This window comes from Chryseobacterium sp. BIGb0232 (assembly GCF_024810195.1).
Taxonomy (GTDB): domain Bacteria; phylum Bacteroidota; class Bacteroidia; order Flavobacteriales; family Weeksellaceae; genus Chryseobacterium; species Chryseobacterium pennae.
The window spans coordinates 183,800-203,259 of the sequence record NZ_JANUEH010000006.1 but is presented as its reverse complement, the minus strand read 5'-3'; the positions used below and the strand labels follow the sequence as shown (position 1 = coordinate 203,259).

17 protein-coding genes are annotated in these 19,460 nt (G+C 36.1%); 11 read left to right on the top strand and 6 right to left on the bottom strand.

The window, feature by feature from the left end; all coding sequences use genetic code 11:
- Both M2372_RS15590 and M2372_RS15585 read right to left on the bottom strand, forming a co-directional pair.
- Complete coding sequence (locus tag M2372_RS15590; protein ID WP_123321121.1) at positions 1–564, bottom strand: DUF6705 family protein; 564 nt, start codon at positions 562–564, stop codon at positions 1–3.
- A gap of 17 nt (positions 565–581) precedes the next feature.
- Positions 582–2,102, bottom strand: coding sequence for a hypothetical protein (locus M2372_RS15585; protein WP_123321120.1), 1,521 nt, complete (start codon positions 2,100–2,102; stop codon positions 582–584).
- 128 nt (positions 2,103–2,230) lie between these two features.
- Here M2372_RS15585 and M2372_RS15580 point away from each other — a divergent pair, with 128 nt between their 5' ends.
- From M2372_RS15580 to M2372_RS15530, 11 genes are all read left to right on the top strand, one after another.
- Positions 2,231–2,788, top strand: coding sequence for a 3-oxoacyl-ACP synthase (locus M2372_RS15580; protein ID WP_228455785.1), 558 nt, complete (start codon positions 2,231–2,233; stop codon positions 2,786–2,788).
- Between the two features lie 97 nt (positions 2,789–2,885).
- Positions 2,886–3,143 carry a phosphopantetheine-binding protein gene (locus tag M2372_RS15575; protein WP_089695129.1) on the top strand — a complete coding sequence of 86 codons (258 nt, stop codon included), beginning with the start codon at positions 2,886–2,888 and terminating at the stop codon, positions 3,141–3,143.
- Positions 3,144–3,335: 192 nt separating this feature from the next.
- The gene (locus M2372_RS15570) at positions 3,336–4,535 is read left to right on the top strand and encodes a beta-ketoacyl synthase (protein WP_123321118.1); all 1,200 of its coding nucleotides are present in this window, start codon (positions 3,336–3,338) and stop codon (positions 4,533–4,535) included.
- Positions 4,532–5,593: a beta-ketoacyl synthase N-terminal-like domain-containing protein gene (locus M2372_RS15565; protein ID WP_123321117.1), complete on the top strand. Its 1,062-nt coding sequence runs from the start codon at positions 4,532–4,534 to the stop codon at positions 5,591–5,593. Before M2372_RS15570 ends, M2372_RS15565 begins: the two co-directional genes overlap by 4 nt.
- Before the next feature lie 139 nt (positions 5,594–5,732).
- Positions 5,733–6,485, top strand: a complete 753-nt coding sequence (locus M2372_RS15560) for a polysaccharide deacetylase family protein (RefSeq protein WP_123321165.1) — start codon at positions 5,733–5,735, stop codon at positions 6,483–6,485.
- Positions 6,482–7,108 carry an outer membrane lipoprotein carrier protein LolA gene (locus tag M2372_RS15555; RefSeq protein ID WP_115970029.1) on the top strand — a complete coding sequence of 209 codons (627 nt, stop codon included), beginning with the start codon at positions 6,482–6,484 and terminating at the stop codon, positions 7,106–7,108. Before M2372_RS15560 ends, M2372_RS15555 begins: the two co-directional genes overlap by 4 nt.
- Positions 7,074–7,709, top strand: a complete 636-nt coding sequence (locus M2372_RS15550) for a hypothetical protein (RefSeq protein WP_115969967.1) — start codon at positions 7,074–7,076, stop codon at positions 7,707–7,709. The genes M2372_RS15555 and M2372_RS15550 overlap by 35 nt, the downstream gene beginning before the upstream one ends.
- Before the next feature lie 7 nt (positions 7,710–7,716).
- Positions 7,717–8,328: an outer membrane beta-barrel protein gene (locus tag M2372_RS15545; protein WP_123321116.1), complete on the top strand. Its 612-nt coding sequence runs from the start codon at positions 7,717–7,719 to the stop codon at positions 8,326–8,328.
- Positions 8,329–8,332: 4 nt separating this feature from the next.
- Complete coding sequence (locus M2372_RS15540; protein WP_115969963.1) at positions 8,333–8,704, top strand: 3-hydroxyacyl-ACP dehydratase; 372 nt, start codon at positions 8,333–8,335, stop codon at positions 8,702–8,704.
- 4 nt (positions 8,705–8,708) lie between these two features.
- Complete coding sequence (locus M2372_RS15535) at positions 8,709–9,185, top strand: hypothetical protein (RefSeq protein WP_123321115.1); 477 nt, start codon at positions 8,709–8,711, stop codon at positions 9,183–9,185.
- A 4-nt stretch (positions 9,186–9,189) separates the two neighbouring features.
- Positions 9,190–10,362: a DUF2062 domain-containing protein gene (locus M2372_RS15530; protein ID WP_123321114.1), complete on the top strand. Its 1,173-nt coding sequence runs from the start codon at positions 9,190–9,192 to the stop codon at positions 10,360–10,362.
- Between the two features lie 79 nt (positions 10,363–10,441).
- On the opposite strand, the gene M2372_RS15525 is transcribed toward M2372_RS15530, so the two are convergent.
- From M2372_RS15525 to M2372_RS15510, 4 genes are all read right to left on the bottom strand, one after another.
- On the bottom strand, positions 10,442–13,099 hold the full coding sequence (locus M2372_RS15525) for a T9SS-dependent M36 family metallopeptidase (protein ID WP_123321113.1): 2,658 nt from the start codon (positions 13,097–13,099) through the stop codon (positions 10,442–10,444).
- 195 nt (positions 13,100–13,294) lie between these two features.
- Positions 13,295–15,943: a T9SS-dependent M36 family metallopeptidase gene (locus tag M2372_RS15520; protein ID WP_123321112.1), complete on the bottom strand. Its 2,649-nt coding sequence runs from the start codon at positions 15,941–15,943 to the stop codon at positions 13,295–13,297.
- A gap of 216 nt (positions 15,944–16,159) precedes the next feature.
- Entirely contained in the window at positions 16,160–17,851 is a 1,692-nt protein-coding gene (locus M2372_RS15515) for a C45 family peptidase (RefSeq protein ID WP_228455784.1), read from the bottom strand.
- Between the two features lie 12 nt (positions 17,852–17,863).
- Positions 17,864–19,381, bottom strand: a complete 1,518-nt coding sequence (locus M2372_RS15510; protein WP_123321111.1) for an NAD(P)/FAD-dependent oxidoreductase — start codon at positions 19,379–19,381, stop codon at positions 17,864–17,866.
- Positions 19,382–19,460: the final 79 nt, after the last annotated feature.

The following is a 19,460-nucleotide window of genomic DNA, read 5'->3' as shown; positions in this document are numbered from 1 at the left end:
CTATTGTTTGGTGAAAATTAAATCCTTCGTTTCCGGTAAATAGATCTTTGTATCCAAAGTTGGAGGACATTTACTTGCAGTTGTTACAATATCATCCGGACGATATTCCCAAGAAATTTGCGTTGAATTAATTTTTTTTAAATTAATTTCACCCCATCCCACACTACAGTTGGTCCCACTATAAAGAAAACCTACTGTATTTGGAGCTGGTATATCAATACTATAAAATCGAATTTTATTATTATTCTGAGTGTCTTGTAAAATAACTCCTAGGGAATTTTTAACAATATATTTTATAACTAAAGCATCCATGTAATAATTTTTATGCGTACTTTCTTCTAATTTATCATCTTGTTTGGTAATGAATAAAGTAACTTCATTACCATTGAAATTAGCTTTATAAGTTCCTATAAATGGAACGAATTCGTTATTTATATCTTTCAAATGAGCACCAGCAGGAATTTCATTTAAAGCTGTATTTATTGGTAAAATTTGAGCTTGACAAGATATTAAGTTTATTATCAATGTTAACATTAATAATGCTTTTGTTTGTATTGTATTCATATTAATTTTTTTAATAATTAATTAGGACAAGGTTTCGCAATAGGTATACCATCACTATTCAATGTTATATTATTAACACTTCCATTAGCTTCTATTCGTTGTAAATTTACTTTTCCATTTATTCCGATAACTTTTAATGTTTCAAAGAATATTTTTTCTAAACCTTTTTCATTTAAATCCTCTGAAACATTAATATATGTTGTTCCATTTACGTATTTGTTTTTTAAGTTTTTAACAATCTTTCTATAATCATCTTCAAATTGATTCATTTGTGCAGGTGTATAAACGTAGCCTCCCAATTCTGACCCTGTTCCTGTATACTTTATTACATAATGTATATATTGAGCATTATTAGGGCAGGTATTGCACCATTCTGCTGCAATCATGCCAAGATAGGCATTTCCGACCCCATCTTGTGCACTTTGTGCCGCCGCAAATCCAAACAGAGCATCTACAATATCCGGAGGTGAAAACATATGGGTTCCGGTTGCAGTATGATTGTGATAGCCGCCATATGAATCGGTTACATCATTAAATACAACTTTATGATTGCCATTAACATCGGCAGGAGCTAAACTACCATCTTTTTTCTCCTTAAAACCGATCTCTCCGGTGTTCATATCACTAAGTGTTTTCAGTGCCTGTGCTTTTATATCGTTTATCCCTTTTTGAACATAAGGTTTGTTAAACATTTTTTTTGCTTTCTCACAGGGATCATCCTCAGGATCCAGATAATCCGGAAACTTATGTTTAGAACCATCTCCGGACATTGCTTTTCCTCCTCCACTGCCCAAATGTGCTCCATTAGCTTCTTTCCATGGAGAGTCCTTCCACCACTCTCTTCCAGGGAACATATATCCGAAACCGCCACCGCCACCAGAAAAAACATTGAATTTAATGATGGTGATTTCCTCGATATCGTTAACCCTAATATTTTGCTCTTTAGCGAATTTCCCCATTGGAGTAGGATTTTTGGGATATAAGTTATCTACCGCATCCTGAAGAATGGCTAATACTCTCAGCGTTACAGGATCATTATTCTGGACAATGGTAAACTGTACATAATCTCTGTTGGGAGTAACAATACCATGAATAAAAGCCGTTACCCGATCTCCCTGGAGAATAGGAAAGGCAATAGCCTTGGAACTATCTCCATAAGTATAGGTAGATACATTATAAAAAGGATTTCCAAAATCTTTATAAAATTCCAGCCCTAAAGCAGGATTGTTTTGGAAAAATGATTCTATGGTTTCTCTGAATGGCAGTTTATAGCTCACCTGAGAGATAGGAATATTTACTGGGGAGGTATTGTAAGAGGCATTCTTTTGGTTAGTTTGACCGGATGTCTGCTGCCTGTTCTGAGATTTGAATTCCGGATCAGCCTGAGCCTTCTCTTCAAATTTCAGGAACATTTCAATAGGAGCCCTGAATTGGGACTGCTCTTCTTGGGGAAGTACTTCATCTTCCGTCCGGCAGGAATAGATAGAAACTGTCAGCACTGATAACAGGGCCAACCGAAGAATAATTTTTCCTCTCATAGATGTTTTTTAGTTTTCGAATATACTATTTTTTCACCAATAAGGGATAAAAAAAATAAATATTTAAAAATTCGAATGCACCCCATAACAACTCGCTGTCATTTCAAATTATTTTATATTTGTAAAAAATGGAAATACCATTAATGAAGAAAACAAAAACCTGTACTATAGAACATTCAAAGATAACCGTTGACGGAAATCTTATTTTTGAATCCGAAAGCAATATATTCCCGGAGTTTGCTAAAGAAGCCTATAAAAACGCAGAGCTGAACTATCCAAAGTTTCATAAAATGGATAGCCTGAGCAAACTGGCCTTTCTCTCTGCCGAAATGATTTTAGAAGAAGATAAAGATCACAGCAGAACCGCATTGGTTTTTGCCAACCGGTCGTCCAGTCTGGATACCGATTTCAAATACCAGGAAAGCATCAATTCTCAGGAAAATTACTTTCCGAGTCCTGCAGTCTTTGTTTACACTTTACCCAACATCTGTGTAGGTGAAATCAGCATTAAGAACAAAATGCAGACAGAGAATGCTTTCTTCGTTCTCGATGATTTTGATGAAAATTTTTTAAATGATTATGCAGAACAGATTCTTCAATCAGGAAAAGCTGATAAAGTATTGTGCGGCTGGGTTGAATTATTTCAGGAAAATTATAAAGCTTTTGTATATTTGCTAACCTTATAAAAATGTAACCATCCGGCAATCTGAAAATGCAACAATGACAAATCATTAACGCATTGATAAACTGTTATATCGGTACATTATTAAATTAAAACTTTTTATGGAAAACTTAAAAACTGAATTGAAGCACAAAATTATTGAAGTCCTTAACCTTGAAGACGTTTCTGTAGAGGAAATCAAAGATACTGATCCATTATTCGGAGGTGGATTAGGATTAGACTCTATTGATGCTTTAGAATTAATCGTTCTTCTTGATAAAGACTATGGAATAAAATTAGCTGATCCTAAAAAAGGAAAGGAAATTTTCCAATCTATCGATACCATGGCTCAATTCATCGAAAACAACAGAACAAAATAATTTTTTTCAAACGCTAGGTTCGCTGAGCTTTTTAAACATCGGAAATATTTTCGGTCGTAAAGGCGCTTCACTTAGCAATGAACACTAATTGTATTTTCTTGGCTAAGTGAAACGCCCTTGCGAGCTTAAAAACAGTTTGAAAAATAAAGCTTTGCGCTCATTGTGTTTAAATAATTCATAGAAAACTAATTAATGAGTCAAAAAATTGCCATCACAGGAATGGGCATCATTTCCTCCATCGGAAACAATGTGGAAGAAAATTTTATTTCATTGCAATCCGGAAAGCATGGTATTTCAGATATTCAGATGTTTGAAACCCGCCATGCCGGAACCATTAAAACAGGTGAAATAAAATTATCCAACGAGGAACTTGTACAAAAACTTCAACTTAACGCAGACAACAATGTCACAAGAACATCCTTATTAGGTATGGTTGCTGCCAAAGAAGCTGTAGAAAGTGCCGGAATATCAGACATCAACGGGTACAGAACCGGAATGATCTCCTCCACCAGCGTTGGCGGAATGGATATTACTGAAAAGTACTTCTATTCCTATGAAAACTTTCCTGAAAAGCAAAAATATATTGATGCTCATGATGCCGGAAATTCCTCATTGGCGATAGCCGGTCATTTGGGATTAAAAGGCATGGTTTCCACTATCAGCACAGCTTGTTCATCTGCAGCCAATGCCATCATGATGGGGGCAAAACTGATTAAAAATGGAATTTTGGACCGTGTGATCGTTGGAGGAACAGATTCTCTTTCAAAGTTTACCCTGAATGGTTTCAATACCCTGATGATCCTTACCGATTCTTACAATACTCCTTTTGATAATGACAGAAAAGGCCTGAACCTTGGAGAAGCTGCTGCTTTCATAGTTCTTGAGTCTGAAGAAATTGTAAAAAAGGAAAACAAAAAGGTGCTGGCCTATCTTTCCGGTTACGGAAATGCCAACGATGCACATCACCAAACTGCGTCTTCTGAAAACGGAGAGGGAGCCTTTTTAGCCATGCAGCAAGCACTGAAAACTTCAGGATTAAAAAAAGAAGAGATCGACTATATCAATGTTCATGGAACAGCAACTCCCAATAATGATTTATCGGAAGGAATTGCTATGATCAGGATATTTGGAGAAAATAACGTTCCTGAGTTCAGCTCTACAAAAGCATTTACAGGACATACACTGGCTGCCGCTGCCGGAATTGAAGCTGTATTTTCAATTTTAGCAATGCAGCATAACCTTATCTTCCCAAACCTGAATTTTAAAACAAAAATGGAAGAGTTTGATTTAACTCCGGTTACTGAGCTGAAGGAGAAGAATATCAATCATGTTCTTTCCAATTCATTTGGGTTTGGAGGAAACTGTTCAACCTTAATTTTCTCAAAGTCATGAGTACAGTATACATCAACAGTGCATCCTGTATCTCCGTTCAGGACACTTTAAGCGAAAATATTCTTCAGAATCTTAAGCCGGAAAACTCGGTAAAGATTATTAAAGCCATAGAACCTAATTACAAGGAATTCATTCCACCTTCCATGATCAGGAGAATGTCCAAAACGGTAAAAATGAGTTCTGTAGCTTCACACTATGCTTTAAAAGAAGCTGGAATAGAACAGCCGGATGCTATTATTGTAGGAACCGGAATGGGATGTTCACAGGATTCTGAAAAGTTTCTGAAAAATGTGATTGATAACCATGAGGAATTTCTAACTCCTACATTTTTCATTCAGTCTACCCATAATACTGTTGCAGGTCAGATTGCGCTGGGATTACAGTGCCATGGCTACAACTTCACCTATGTAAATACGTCTTCATCGCTGGAATTTTCATTCCTGGATGCACTGCTTCAGATCAAAGATGGTGAAGCTGAAAATGTTCTGGTAGGTTCTACCGATGAACAAACTGACAGAACAATGGAACTCTACTGCCTGAATAATACCGTTAAAAAGGAGGCAGACCTTCCCGCAGATTATTTGAATTCCACAACCAATGGAGTTATTTGGGGCGAAGGCGCAAGCTTTTTTGTTTTGGGGAAAGATAAAACAGAAAATGCCTATGCAAAACTTACAGATATTAAAATCAGCAATGGATTAGATCTGGAAGAAACTTCAGATTTTATACAGAAATTTTTGACGAAGAACAACCTTTCAGCAAAAGATATTGATGCTGTCATTTTAGGTTATAGTGGTGATGCAAACTCTGATGCCTATTATACTAAAGCTATGGATCTTTTTCAGGACTCTGCTTTATTGTATTACAAACATTTGAGTGGGGAATTCAATACTGCAAGTGGTTTTTCTACATTTATAGCATGTCATATTCTTAAGGATCAGCAGATCCCGGAAGTAATGATGATTAATACAGAGAGAAAAGAAAGAGTAAAGAATATTCTTCTTTACAATCATTTGGCAGGTAGCGATCATAGCTTGGTATTACTGGAAAAAGCATAAAACGTTTAAAGATAAACAGATATAAAAATGCCGTGATTATCATTTTGGTGAAGGAAGAATCTGTACCTTTAGATTTCGGATTCATTTTATGGCTATAAAGGAAGGAAATAGTCATTCAAGAATTCAAAAACACTCAATTATGAGACATTATTCATTTATCCTATTTTATCTTTTCTGTAACGTTTTTATTTATGCGTTTCAGGGAAGCCTTTGGGTATATGTCGCCTGTTTTCTTGCTTTTTCTGCCGTGATGGTTTGGGGGTCATTTGCTATTGAGCTGGGATATTTTATCAAAAGTATTACCCATAAGAGGACAAAAATCAAGGAAGTAGCCCTTACTTTTGATGATGGCCCTACTGAATTTACACCGAAGTTTTTGGATCTGCTTAAAGAACATGAAATAAAAGCTACCTTTTTCTGCATCGGAAAACAGATTGAGAAATATCCTGAAACTTTTCAAAGAATCATTGCTGAAGGACATTCCATCGGAAATCATACCCTATCCCATTCCAATTCAACAGGTTTTTTATCTGCTTCAAAAATGACCGCAGAGATCGAAAACTGTGACGAGGTTATAAAGAAAGTTGGGAATATACAAACAGACTTATACAGACCTCCTTTCGGAGTTACCAATCCCAGTATTGCCAAAGCGATACTACGGACTCATAAAACAAGTATTGGCTGGAATGTCCGCTCTCTGGACACGATCATTGATGATGAAAAGAAAATCTATCAAAGAGTAACTAAAGGCCTGAAAAAAGGAAGCATTATCCTTCTTCACGACACTTCAGAAAAAACGTATCGTGTGCTGGCGGATTTATTAGTATTTTTGGCAGATAAAAAGTACTCAACCTTTACAGTTGATTCTATTATAAATTCAAGAAAAAAATGATTAAAAATATTGCTTTCGGAGCATTTTTACTGGTTTCCGGTTTCTTTTTTGCCCAAAATACGGCAATGTCAGGAGCGGAGGCTAAGGCATTCGTATCTAAGGTTTCGGCAGACACCAAAGAAATCAAGACCCTGCAAAGTGATTTTACCCAAACCAAGAAACTGGACTTTCTGGATAAAAGTATTGTTACCTACGGAAAAATGTCATTGCAGACCCCTAATATGCTGAGCTGGAAATATACCAAACCTTATCAGTACAGCATTGTTTTCAAAAGCAATAAAATCTACATCAACGATCAGGGAAAAAAATCTTCCGTAGATGCCAAAAGCAAAACTTTTGAAAAGATCAATAAACTGATTGTCGGAAGCTCCAACGGAACGATGTTCAACGACCCTGAGTTTACAGTGACCTATTTCAAAAATGGGAATTACAATGTGGCGAAATTTGTACCGAAGACATCCCAGCTTTTAAAATACATCAAACAGATTGAACTTTATTTCCCTAAAAATCAATCTACCGTTTCCCAGGTAAATATGACGGAAGCTTCCGGAGATACTACGAATATTGTTTTTAAAAATACAAAGATCAATGCTTCGATTCCTGCGTCAGAATTTACTTTATAGCCTAATCCTGTTATCGGCTGTTTCCTGTAAAACCTATCAGCTTACAGACGTAAAACCGGTTCCGATAAATGAAAAGACAGTAGAAAATCTTTATTTTTCGTCTGCCGAAGATTATGTTTATAAATGCCAGATGGATATTTATAAAAATCATGTAAGCGGTATTCTCATCATCAAGAAACTGAATGATAAGACACATCGGGTCGCATTAACTTCTGATTTTGGCAATAAACTGATTGATTTTGAGATTTCGGAGAATAACTTCAAACTCAATTATGTACTTCCTGATCTGGATAAAAAAATTGTCATCAATTTTCTGAAGAATGACTTTCAGCAACTTCTAAAAAGACAATATCCGGTGAGCGAAAGCTTTGAAAATGAAAATGCTAACATCTATCTCTCCAAAATTGACAATAAAAGCTATTATTTGTTCTTTAACAAAGAAAATAATCTACTGAAACAGATTATTTATACTAAAAATAACAGAGAAAAGATCGATTTTACTTTTGATGCGAAAAAACATATCTTCGCGGACAGCTTACACTTAGATCATAAGGATTTTAAGATCAATATAAAACTATTTCAAATAACCGAAACTGAATAACTTATACATGAAGAAAATATATTTTCTGCTTTTTGCTCTCATCTCCGGACTGTCTTTTGCACAGGTAACTTTCAGCCTTGGAGTAAGAGGAGGGGCCAATTTTTCACATTTCACACAAGGCAATGGGGTTGAAAAATACTTAATTTATGATGAAAACACTCATTCCTACGATGAAATAAAAGGATCTTATAAATTTAAGACCCGTACAGATTTTTATATTGGTTTTTTTGGAAATATAAGACTTACTAAATTTTATGCTTTGCAGCCTGAATTTAATTATTCAAGACAAGGTGCAAAAGTAGAAAGTATTGGAAGAAATGACAGAGATGAATATAAAATTTCTTATTTTGGAACCCAGTTAGTCAATAAGTTTTATTTTAAAAATTTCAATGTGCTTATAGGCCCTACCATTGATGTAGTTGTGGAAAAAGACTTTGATCCATCCTATAATTTCGATTTAGGAATTACTGCAGGGGCGGGTTATGACATTACCAAGAACTTTGGAGTGGAAGCCAGAATAAAACACGGCTTTTTACATACCATAAATAACTACCAGGGAAAACATGCCAATGTAGTTTTCCAGGCTGGAGTATATTATACATTTAATCTTAAAAAATAAGATCATGCAAACCATTCTTACAGATTTTTATAGTTTAACATCATACGAAAAGACAGAAAACGGAAGCTTTATTGCTAATATCCATTTGAATAAAGATCACGATATTTTCAAGGGCCACTTCCCAGGAAATCCTGTGACGCCAGGAGTTTGTATGATGCAGATCATAAAAGAACTTACAGAAGAATTTACAGGGTCAAAATTATTTTTAAAAACAGCTTCGAATGTAAAATTTATGGCTATTATCAATCCTTTTGAGACTCCTGACCTGAAACTTCAACTGGACATTACTGAAAACGAGGAAGATGTTAAAGTAAAAAATGTAACTTCCTTTGGCGAGACTATTGCATTAAAATTGTCTGTAAGCTATAAAAAATAACATCATGAAACTTATTTTATCCTTCGTAGCGGCATTTTTATTTTTCTTTCAGTCTGACCTTGAAATACTGAGAAACAGCTATGCCAAGGCTAATGACTCCAGCACTAATACAACAAACTTTATTGAAGCTGCAGAAAAACAATCCGGTTCTGATCCTGTAACTTTAGGATATAAAGCAGCGGCCAAAATCATGGAAGCCAAAGTATCCAAAGGAAACAGAAAAGCGCTTGTAAAAACAGGTGCCACCAACCTTGAGGGTATTATCAAAAGTAATCCTAATAATGCAGAACTTCGTCTGATCAGATTAAGTGTTCAGGAAAACATTCCTAAAATCGTGGGATACAGAGGAAGTTTAAAAGATGATAAAGCATTCCTCCTGAATAATTACAGTAAACAGAATGCTGCTTTGAAAAACTATATCAAAAGGTTTGCAGGGCAGTCTAAAACCATTACCGAGGCAGAAAGAGCCACTTTAAAATAGAACAATGTCCCTTGCTGAAATACAAAATGCAATTTCTGAAAGGAAGATCTGCGTTTTAATACCTACCTACAATAATGAAAAGACTCTGAAAAGGGTAATTGACGGTGTTTTAAATTACACCGAAAGTATTATTGTGGTCAATGATGGTTCCACAGACTCCACCCTTCAGATTCTGAACCAATATCCTCAGATCACAGTCATTTCCTTACCGCAGAATAAAGGAAAAGGAAACGGACTTAAAACAGGCTTCAGAAAGGCAAAGGAACTGGGATATAACCACGCTATAACCATTGATTCCGATGGACAACATTACCCGGATGATATCCCGGTATTTGTAGAAGCTCTTCTTCAGGAGAATAAAGATGTTCTTCTGATTGGAAACAGGAATATGTCTCAGGACGGAATTCCAAAAAAGAGCAGCTTCGGAAATCGGTTTTCTAATTTTTGGTTCTGGTTTGAAACCGGAATCAGGCTGGAAGATACTCAGTCCGGTTACAGACTTTACCCTTTACATAAAATTCCAAAGAAATATTTTACCCCTAAGTTTGAATTTGAAATTGAGATCATTGTAAGAACTGCCTGGAGGCATGTTCCTGTAAAAAATATTCCGATAAAAGTATTGTATGATCCTGCAGAACGCGTTTCTCATTTCAGACCATTCAAGGATTTCACCAGAATCAGTATTCTGAACACAATTTTGGTGACCATTACCCTTTTCTACATTATTCCGAGAAACTTTGTGAATAATTTTAAAAAAAAAAGCTTTAAAAGATTCATAAAGGAAGATGTACTGGAAAGTGACGGAAGCAACCGGACAAAAGCATTTTCCATTGCACTTGGAGTCTTTATCGGTCTTTCTCCTTTTTGGGGATTCCAGACCCTGCTTGTCATCAGCTTATCCGTTCTTTTTAAGCTGAATAAAGTGCTTGCCTTTGTGGCATCCAATGTGAGTTTACCTCCTTTTATTCCTTTCATCATTGCAGCCTCCTTATTTCTGGGTGCTCCATTTGTACATGGAGACAGTAATTTCCTTAGCCAGGATCTTAATTTTGAGCTGATCAAGAATAATCTGCTTCAATATGTGATCGGAAGCTTTATCCTGAGTACCACATTATCTGCTATTACGGGAATAAGCACCTTTCTTTTTCTGAATAAGCTTGACCCTGAAAATAATTAAACCCGCTCTGATATTATAACTAAAAAGAAAAGCTCCGGAAAAAATCCCGAAGCTTTTACACTTATTTATTTTAATGTTTCTATTTGGAAACAATGATCTTTTGGCTATAGTCGATTGAAGAATTGTTCTTAATCTTTACAATATAGGTCCCGTTGATCAGATTACTTGCATTAACTGTCGTTTGCCTGTTAAGATTGATACTTTCCTGAGAAATTAACTTTCCGGTAAAATCATAGATGGATACGGTGGTAATTCCTGATAAGTTCATTCCTGAAGGTGTCTTAATCGTAAACTCATTTTTCACAGGGTTCGGATAGATAGAAATTCCTTTTGTATTTTCAGCAACTTCACTTACTGCCAATGTAGCACATTCAGCCGGAACTGTAAAGTCTTCTACCTGGTCACTCATTCCTGGTAAAGGCTGATTTGACCCAAATGCCAAACCATTAAGCTGTCCTGCTGCTGCATTTACCCCTAATCCTCTTTTAGCGAATGTCTTCCAGATCATACACTTATTTTCTCCATTAGTAGAAGCTTGATCAGCGGCAAGAATAGCATCTCTTCCCTGTGCAAATGTAGGATTACACGGCTGTAATTTAAGAGCATCCATTACCAGCTGTAAAATTTTTGCACTACCGCTGTTAGGATTATCCAAAACATTACTGCTATAACCGTATTTTTCTACATACTTCCAGTTAAGATCCCAAAGCATTGAAGCCCAGATAAAACCAATACTGTGAACATCAGGTACAGTAACTGCAATTCCTGATATAGATGCATTTACTTTCATTCCATTGGTTCTACCATAAGTAAAATTATTTACGCCAAAATCAGGTGAATATTTTGCTGGTCTAATTCCTGCTCCTGTTGCAGCTTCCCCTGAAGCAAAAGTTCCTATTCCTCTGGCAATAGAGGCATTATCTCCCGGTCTGGTAGTCAGCATTAAAGCAAAGAAATCAGACCAACCTTCTCCCATTTGCTCATTAGATGTGATGTAGGATAAACAAGAGCTTCCTGTTCCGGTAAGACGATTAGAAATCCCGTGCCCATATTCATGGCTTATAATACCATTATCTAAGCTGGCATCTCTATAAACAGCCTCAGTTTTTAATGTAGCATTTGCAACAACACCATTGGTTAATTCACTTACAAGGAACTCTCCTTCTGATTTACCAACCATAATTGTAGGAATGGTAATCGTAGCATCTGCTCCTCCAAGTCCTACTGGGATATCACTATTCGGATGATACTGTATAACTCCTACAGCTCCGGCATTTTGAAGATTCTTGGTTTTAAGAGCAAAACCACATCCTGTAGGCCCTGCTGCATTTAATACCGCTATTTTCCCGGTAAGACTTCCGGCAGCAACAGCAGTACATGCATCAGCTGGTGTTGGAAGAGCCAGATCTCCTGTGACAGGAGTTCCTCCAATAAGTTGTGGACCGAAATTAGCAGTTCCTGCTTTTGGAGCTCTTGCTACATAATTTGACGGAGCATTATAATAAAGATATCTTGCATCGTTAGGTACAAAAAGGAACATTTGCATTCTTCCGCTTGTTCCATCAGCACCAGGATTAAAATTAGCATTATTAAGACCACTTCCATCTCTTGATTCAGCAAGAACAGGGTCATTCTCTACGCCGCCTTTGCCAAAATTATTTTTTTGATAGTTCCTCGCAGATTCTGTAAATCCGAATTTATAAAACACATCATGCATTTTATTCGTTGTATAGAATAAATTGGTTACAGCTGCCGAGGTATAGGCTTGCTGCATTTGTGTCACATCCAAAGGAAAATCAAAAACTCTGTTTGCACCACCATCGGGAGAGAATTGTGCAACATTGGTATTAGCCTCATCAGTATATGCAAAGGCATTATTTCCTCTTGTTATGGTATAGCTTGTAGTACCGTCAGAATGCCAGCCTTCAGGTGAAGCTGTCAGATCCCAAGGATTGGTAAGCAGTGTTCTGCTTCCAAATGATGGGGCCTCTACAGGAAATGCAAAAACATTATAAGAAGCGTTATCCGGAGATAGAACAAAATTTGTATTCTTATGTAAGTCTGCCACTTCTAAATTATTAGGAAGAGCAGAAGGCTCAATATTCAGACCTGTTAACAATTCTCCAGAAGATCTTTCGTAACTTTCAGGGTGAAAATCACAGGAAAGTGTTGTATTTTCCTGATATAGAATAGAACCATCCTCGGTGCTTACAATAGTATTCCATACGTTGCTGGTTTCTTTTTCTTCAATATTAAACTGATAACCAAGGATGAAATCTCCTCCCTTTGCAAAATAAACGGTGTTCGTTTTTATCGGTTCCTCATGACCATCAATATTCTTAGATGTGGATAAACCGTTCAATCTTTTAACAGTTTGAGCAACCAATGCATCTTTTCTGCCACTTTCCTTCCCTTTAATGGTATTAGGATAGGTTTTAATAAATGTATCAGCAAAACTCAATACTTTTCCATCTCTGATCAAAACATTGGCAGAGCTACCAAATACCGGAATACCATCAATGATTTGCTGTATTCCTACCACATCTCCCTTTAAACTTGTTGAAGGGTCTATGTTGATAATTTTAAAACCTTTTAACTCAGAATTAGATCTTTGAAAAGATCCTGCAGAGTTCACATAATCTCTAATGACTTGTTCATACTTTTGAGCAGAGACAATCCCTGCACTGAAAAGAGAACAAAATAACAATAGCTTAACACTAAGTCGAATTTTCTTCATAAGTTTTCTTTTAACAAATATTAATATCCAATTCAGTTAGTAGGGAAATAAATAGAAATGTTACATATTTTATTGTAAAAATTTAAAAAAAGTGAATATTTATTCACAAAACACCATAAAAACAAAACGATTATTGAAAAAAAATAATGCTCTGGAAGCTATTCCAGAGCATTACACTTATTTATTTAAAAATTTCTATTTGGAAACAATGATCTTTTGGCTATAGTCGATTGAAGAATTATTTTTAATCTTCACAATATACACTCCGTTGATCAGATGATTAGCATTAACTGTTGTCTGCCTGTTAAGATTAATATTTTCCTGGGAAATAAGCTTCCCTGTCAAATCATAGATAGACACGGTGGTAATTCCTGATAAATTAATTCCTGAAGGAGTTTTTATCGTAAACTCATTTTTTACAGGGTTCGGATAGATAGAAATTCCTTTTGTATTTTCAGCAGCTTCACTTACGGCCAATGTAGCACATTCAGCTGGAACTGTAAAGTCTTCTACCTGGTCACTTAAATCCGGTGTTAGCTGGTCAAACCCAACCCATCTTCCTTTCAAACCACCAGAGGCTGCATTGACCCCCAATCCTCTTTTTGCAAATGTTTTCCAGATCATACATTTATCTGCACCTTCTGTCTTTGCCTGTTCAGCAGCTAAGATTGCATTTCTGCCTGTTACAAAAGTAGGAAGACATGGTTGCAATTTCAAAGCATCTACAACAAGCTGCAATACCCTTGCACTGCCGCTGTTAGGATTATCCAAAACATTACTGCTATACCCATACTTTTCAACATAATTCCAATGAAGATCCCAAAGCATAGTAGCCCATACAAACCCCATACTATGAGAATTAACCCTGGTAATCTGAGTTCCATTGGTTTCAGTATCATTATATTTCATCCCGTTGGTTTTCCCATACGTATAATCATTGATTGCAAAGTCCGGAGAATATCTCTTAGGTCTTATTCCAACAGCATCTGTAGGATCTCCTTCAGCAAAAGTTCCCATACCTCTTGGTACAGAAGCGTTATCACCAGGTCTGTTAGTTAACATTAAAGCAAAGAAATCTGACCATCCCTCGCCCATTTGTTCATTATCATTTGTATAATTTAAACAACCTACACTTGTACCGGTAAGACGCGAAGAAATACCATGTCCATATTCGTGGGTAACAATACCGTTGTCTAAACTTCCGTCCTTATAGATATAATTGAGTTTATCATACTTCAATGTTGCATTAACCGGTGCAGATGCAAGTTGATTGATGATAGCAACCCCTTCAGGATTTTCTATATTAACCGATGGAATGGTAATCGTAGCATCTGTTCCTCCCATTTGACCGGCAAGAACCACAGAAGTTGGTGCATTATAAACAATCGCTCCTACAGCTCCTTTTAACTGAGCATTTTTAACTTTTAGGGCAAAACCACAATTATTAGCCCCACCTCGTTGTATCAAAGCTATTTTCCCAGTAAGATCTTCCGAAATGGCAGTACATCCATCAATAGGTGTAGTAACAGCAATATCAGCAGTAACTCCTGTTGATGTTAATGCCGGGCCAAATACGGCTGTTCTAGTAGTAGGAGTCCTTGATACAAATGCGGAAGGTGAATTATAAAAAAGGTTCTGCATATTTTTAGGTTCATACAAATACATCTGCATTCTTGGTGCAAAACCATCGTTAGGCGTTGCAAAATTAGCATTATTATATCCTTTGCCATCTCTCGCCTCAGCTAATACAGCATCATTTCCAGAACCTCCGTTTCCAAAGTTATTAGTTTGAAAATTTTTAGCAGATTCTGTAAATCCAAACTTATAAAATACATCATGAATCTTATTATTCAGATAAAATAAGTTAGTGACTGATGCAGATGTATAATTTTGTGGAGGCAATGTTATATCCAATGGAAAATCAAAAACTCTGGGAGCTCCACCATCAGGGGAAAATTGGGGAATATTGGTTGCATTTTCATCTGTATAGGCATAGACATTATTTCCTCTTGTGTTTGTATAGTTAGTGGTTCCATCAGAATGCCACCCTTCCGGTGAGGCTACCAAATCCCATGGATTCGTAATCAATGATCTGCTTCCAAAAGTGGGGGCTTCCACAGGTAAAGGAAATACATTATAGGAGGCATTATCCGGAGCTAAAACAAAATTGGTACTCTGCGGCATTCTATACTGCAATTGTGGAAATAAGTTTAGCATCGAATGTTCCGCATGAGAATGCTCATAAGCATCTGAATGGAAGTTACAAGAAACCGTAAGGTTTTCCTTGTATAAAACAGAACCGTCTTCAGCACTGATAATCACCATCAAGGTATTATTGGATTCTTTTTCTTCGATAGTAAATTCATATCCGAGAACCAGACTTCCATTTTTTACAAAATAAACAGTGGTCGCTTTAATAGATTCCTCCTTTCCATCCGAGCTTTTTGAAATGGTATTTCCATTGAACTTTTTAGCAGTAGCGGCAATAAGATTCTCTTTATTAGCACCTTCCTTACCTTTAATTGAGGCTGGCGAAATTTTCATAAATGTATCCGCAAAACTTAATACTTTGTCTTCCCTTATCAGAACATTCGCAGAACTGCCAAATATTGGAATACCATTGATCGTTTGCTGTATTCCTACAACATCTCCTTTTAAGCTTTCTGAATGATCGATATTGACAATTTTAAAAGATTTCAGGTCAGAGTTCATTCTTTGAAACTGTCCTTTTGAAGAACTCATATAGTCTTTTATAACCTGCTCCTGATTTTGAGCGAAAACCATCCCTGCACTGAAAAAGGAAGAAAGAAGCAGGAATTTAACAGAGAATTTAATTTTTATCATATTACACGTTTTTATTGCAACGAACTTATAAATTCACAACAAAAAACGCAACACAACGTTAATATATTAAAAAAACAATTAAATAATAGAGTCAGTAAACAAAGTATAGTTTAATTTTTTCGTTAAAACACGTGACAAATTAGTTTTTTATACACTTTTGTCACTAAACAAAAAATGATTAAATAAATGAAAATCAATCAATTGTTTAAACAATTTCTAATACTTTTTGAATTTTTTATCCGTTTTATTAAGATATTTTTCAACTGATTTTCGATCCGGAACGGTGGTTATTTCTTTGGTAAGTGTCTTTTCAAACTGAATTTTCGCTTTTAAATATTCTCTTTTGTGATAATAATATTTACCAACTAAGAAATATCCTTTCCAAAAATCAGGATTTAAAGATGTATAATGAGCAAAAAAACCGTCTGTAAGTTCTTCTTTTTGATGAATAGCATTACTGATCTTTAAACTTAAATGTCTGTATTCTTCATAATCCTTAAACTCCTGTGAGTCAGCAAAAGGATCTCTGCCAATATTCAGCTGTGATTTTGAAAAATCATTGCGTTGTAAACCCTTTCCGGAAAATATTTCATTGAGATCATAGCATACAAATTCTCCCAGTTGATAAGGATTGGAAGATACCCAGGCCAGCTTCTTTTCGGGTGAGAAAATAACAGCATGGTGAGCCAGGAGCTGGTTTAATGCCTTTTCGTTTCCATTGCCGATGCTTTTATCCTTTATCCCTGAACGGTTTCTTAAGATGGAAGCCATTTTCTCAGGATTTAATTTTTTCTCTTCCTGCAAAAGTTCCTGAAGCTTTTCATAGCGATAAGCGGAATGACTTTCTTCAATCTGTTTCTGATTTCTTACATCATCTTTATACACATCAGACTGAAAATGATTTGTACAAAATACTTTACTTGTATTCTGAATCCTGTACACTCCGAAATTTTTCGGTGAAACTTCAATGATTACTGCATTTTTGTCATGAGCACTTCCCACTAAGATTGATTCTGAGACAAAAACATTCCTTTTCCTGGCAATAGCGATGGCTTCTTCAATATTTTTAGCGTATTGTAATATTTCTCTTGTGACCAGCGAAATTGGGGTCTTTGCAGTCAAAGGAATTCTGGATTTTCCGGCATTGATCGTTACTGTAACTCCTTCTTTGTTCATCCCGGAAACTACTCCGATCATTCCCGGCCAGCTTACAGACATATAAGGAATTCCGTCTTCCGGCTCTACGAACTCTACCAGTTTATTTCTGGCAAAGTCATCTCCTACATAGAAATCAAAGTTTCTTCCGATCAGCATGTCACCATCTTCCGTATTTTCGTTCCAAACAGCCAAAGAAGTACAGCCAACCATCGCCAGATCCTGCATCGCATGTCCTATATCATGGGCTCCGTGCAGATAAAGATTTCTCAAATACTTTGGTGCTATAAAATCATACTGATCTGATGAATATTGTGATAGTCCCAATAATTCTGCCTGATAATCTTCTCTTACATTGAGATACATTTTACGGTTATACCACTTTAAGAAAGCATTTAAAAGTTTCTGTTTAAACTTTGAGGGAACAAAGCCCTCTATTTTGGAAAAGAAAATACCTTCCTGTTTCTGCATCAGATCCTGGGTTAATGCACCATTATTATAGCCCAGCTGCAAAGGGTTTCCTTTAATATAAAGTTCCCAAAGCTGCTGTTTATTTTTGGTGAGAAAATTCTGATTATAGCTAAAGGTACTATCATTAATCCTGTGAACCTTAGGGATTTCCAGAGCATATTGTTTTACATCAGGAATATGATTTACAGATTTTGATACTCCACATGAAATAAGGAGAAAAGAAAAAAGGAAGTAAATAAGGAGCCTTTTATATGACAGATATTGGATATTAGCTTTTTTCACTGTTGGTTTTTATTAAGTCATTGAATCCAAACGGCTGTCAATAGTTTCTTTCCCAAGAATTTCGGCACAGGTATTAAATGCGCCTATAGTTACCCCCAGAACTCCATGCATATTTACAGATTGACCTGTCAGAAACAGATTGTCAATTTTTGTACGGGGAGAGACCATTGTTTTAAGTGGATTATCAGAGTTTTTCATGTAACCGTACATATTTCCTTCAAAGCTTCCGATATAGTCGCGATATGATAAAGGTGAAGAGGTATATATCCCTTTAATGGCATGTCTCAGATTAGGAATCTTCTTCTCGAGGGCATTAAGCATTTTCTCAATCTTTACCAGCTTGAACTTTTCATACTGCTCTCCTCTTTCATGCTCATCTGTTACTGTATTTACCGTACTTTCCCATTGTTTAACCTCATCAAAATCCATATAAGAAATCGCAGTCAGACTTTCTGCAAACTCAGGATGATGCTTTGAAGGCGTGGATGACAGCATATAGGTTTCCGGCCAGCTTTCTTTATTATAGCGGTAGGCATTCCAGACCTGTTCTTCTGTTGAATAATGATAAATATTATAATTAAAATTCGGTAAACACTGAGGATGTAAAACAAGGTAAACGCTGAAGCAGGATGAAACCGGCTGCCAACTTAAAACCCTGTTCAGGAAAGATTTTTTCAGTCTTTCATCTCCAATTAATTTAATCGTAGAATGTATTTCAATATTTGATATAAACTGCTTGGCAGCATATTCTTTCCCCGTCTTTGTTTTTACAGATGTCAGTATATTATTTTCATTAAAAATAAACCCGGAAACTTCTGAATGCTTGTGAACTTCAGCGCCATATTGCCGAAGCTTCCTGATCAATAGCTTAGAGATCTGACTTCCTCCTTTCACACATTTATAAGCACTTTGCATATAGGAATTTACCGTTAAAGCATGAACGTAAAACGGAATGTTTTCAGAATCCCCCGCATACAGAAAATTAGAGCCTAATAAAACGGATTGAAGGGTCTTATTCTGCGTTACGGATTCTATAAACCTCTTGGTATTTAAATGCAGGATTTCTTCATTGTAATTTTCCTTTCCCACCACATGATATCTCGGAAACTGACTGCATACATACTGGATCTCTTCACAATAGTTTTCAATATTTTCTTTTTCATCGGGAAAATAAGCGGATAATTGCTCTACAAAATTCTGATACCCCTGGGCATGTGGATATTCAACCGTACCATCTCCAAAGGAAATTCTATCATATCCATCTTCATCCATCTTCTGCAGCTCCAGTTCATCCATAATCTCCAGATAAGAGAAAAAACGGTTTAGATTCTGCCCTTCTGAAAGACCTCCCAAATAATGGACACCAGTATCAAAAATAAGTTTATCCCTTGAAAAAGTCTGCAGATTTCCGCCATACTGGTTATTTTTCTCCAGTACGCAAACTTTCAGGCCTTCTTTCGCCAAAACAAGAGCCGAAACAAGACCTCCCAATCCACTGCCGATAACAAGTATGTCATATTCTTTTTTCAAAGGAGAATGTGCTTTTTAAATTAGAGATTGGAAAATTAAGAAATTCAGATATTATTTTGTCATTTCTAAACAGGAAAGT

Coding starts and splice junctions, on each gene's coding strand:
- M2372_RS15535 (WP_123321115.1), top strand. CDS start 8,709: ATGAAACTTATTTTATCCTTCGTAGCGGCATTTTTATTTTTCTTTCAG.
- M2372_RS15550 (WP_115969967.1), top strand. CDS start 7,074: ATGCTTCGATTCCTGCGTCAGAATTTACTTTATAGCCTAATCCTGTTA.
- M2372_RS15530 (WP_123321114.1), top strand. CDS start 9,190: ATGTCCCTTGCTGAAATACAAAATGCAATTTCTGAAAGGAAGATCTGC.
- M2372_RS15520 (WP_123321112.1), bottom strand. CDS start 15,943: ATGATAAAAATTAAATTCTCTGTTAAATTCCTGCTTCTTTCTTCCTTT.
- M2372_RS15570 (WP_123321118.1), top strand. CDS start 3,336: ATGAGTCAAAAAATTGCCATCACAGGAATGGGCATCATTTCCTCCATC.
- M2372_RS15565 (WP_123321117.1), top strand. CDS start 4,532: ATGAGTACAGTATACATCAACAGTGCATCCTGTATCTCCGTTCAGGAC.
- M2372_RS15580 (WP_228455785.1), top strand. CDS start 2,231: ATGGAAATACCATTAATGAAGAAAACAAAAACCTGTACTATAGAACAT.
- M2372_RS15590 (WP_123321121.1), bottom strand. CDS start 564: ATGAATACAATACAAACAAAAGCATTATTAATGTTAACATTGATAATA.
- M2372_RS15560 (WP_123321165.1), top strand. CDS start 5,733: ATGAGACATTATTCATTTATCCTATTTTATCTTTTCTGTAACGTTTTT.
- M2372_RS15585 (WP_123321120.1), bottom strand. CDS start 2,102: ATGAGAGGAAAAATTATTCTTCGGTTGGCCCTGTTATCAGTGCTGACA.
- M2372_RS15525 (WP_123321113.1), bottom strand. CDS start 13,099: ATGAAGAAAATTCGACTTAGTGTTAAGCTATTGTTATTTTGTTCTCTT.
- M2372_RS15545 (WP_123321116.1), top strand. CDS start 7,717: ATGAAGAAAATATATTTTCTGCTTTTTGCTCTCATCTCCGGACTGTCT.
- M2372_RS15555 (WP_115970029.1), top strand. CDS start 6,482: ATGATTAAAAATATTGCTTTCGGAGCATTTTTACTGGTTTCCGGTTTC.
- M2372_RS15540 (WP_115969963.1), top strand. CDS start 8,333: ATGCAAACCATTCTTACAGATTTTTATAGTTTAACATCATACGAAAAG.
- M2372_RS15575 (WP_089695129.1), top strand. CDS start 2,886: ATGGAAAACTTAAAAACTGAATTGAAGCACAAAATTATTGAAGTCCTT.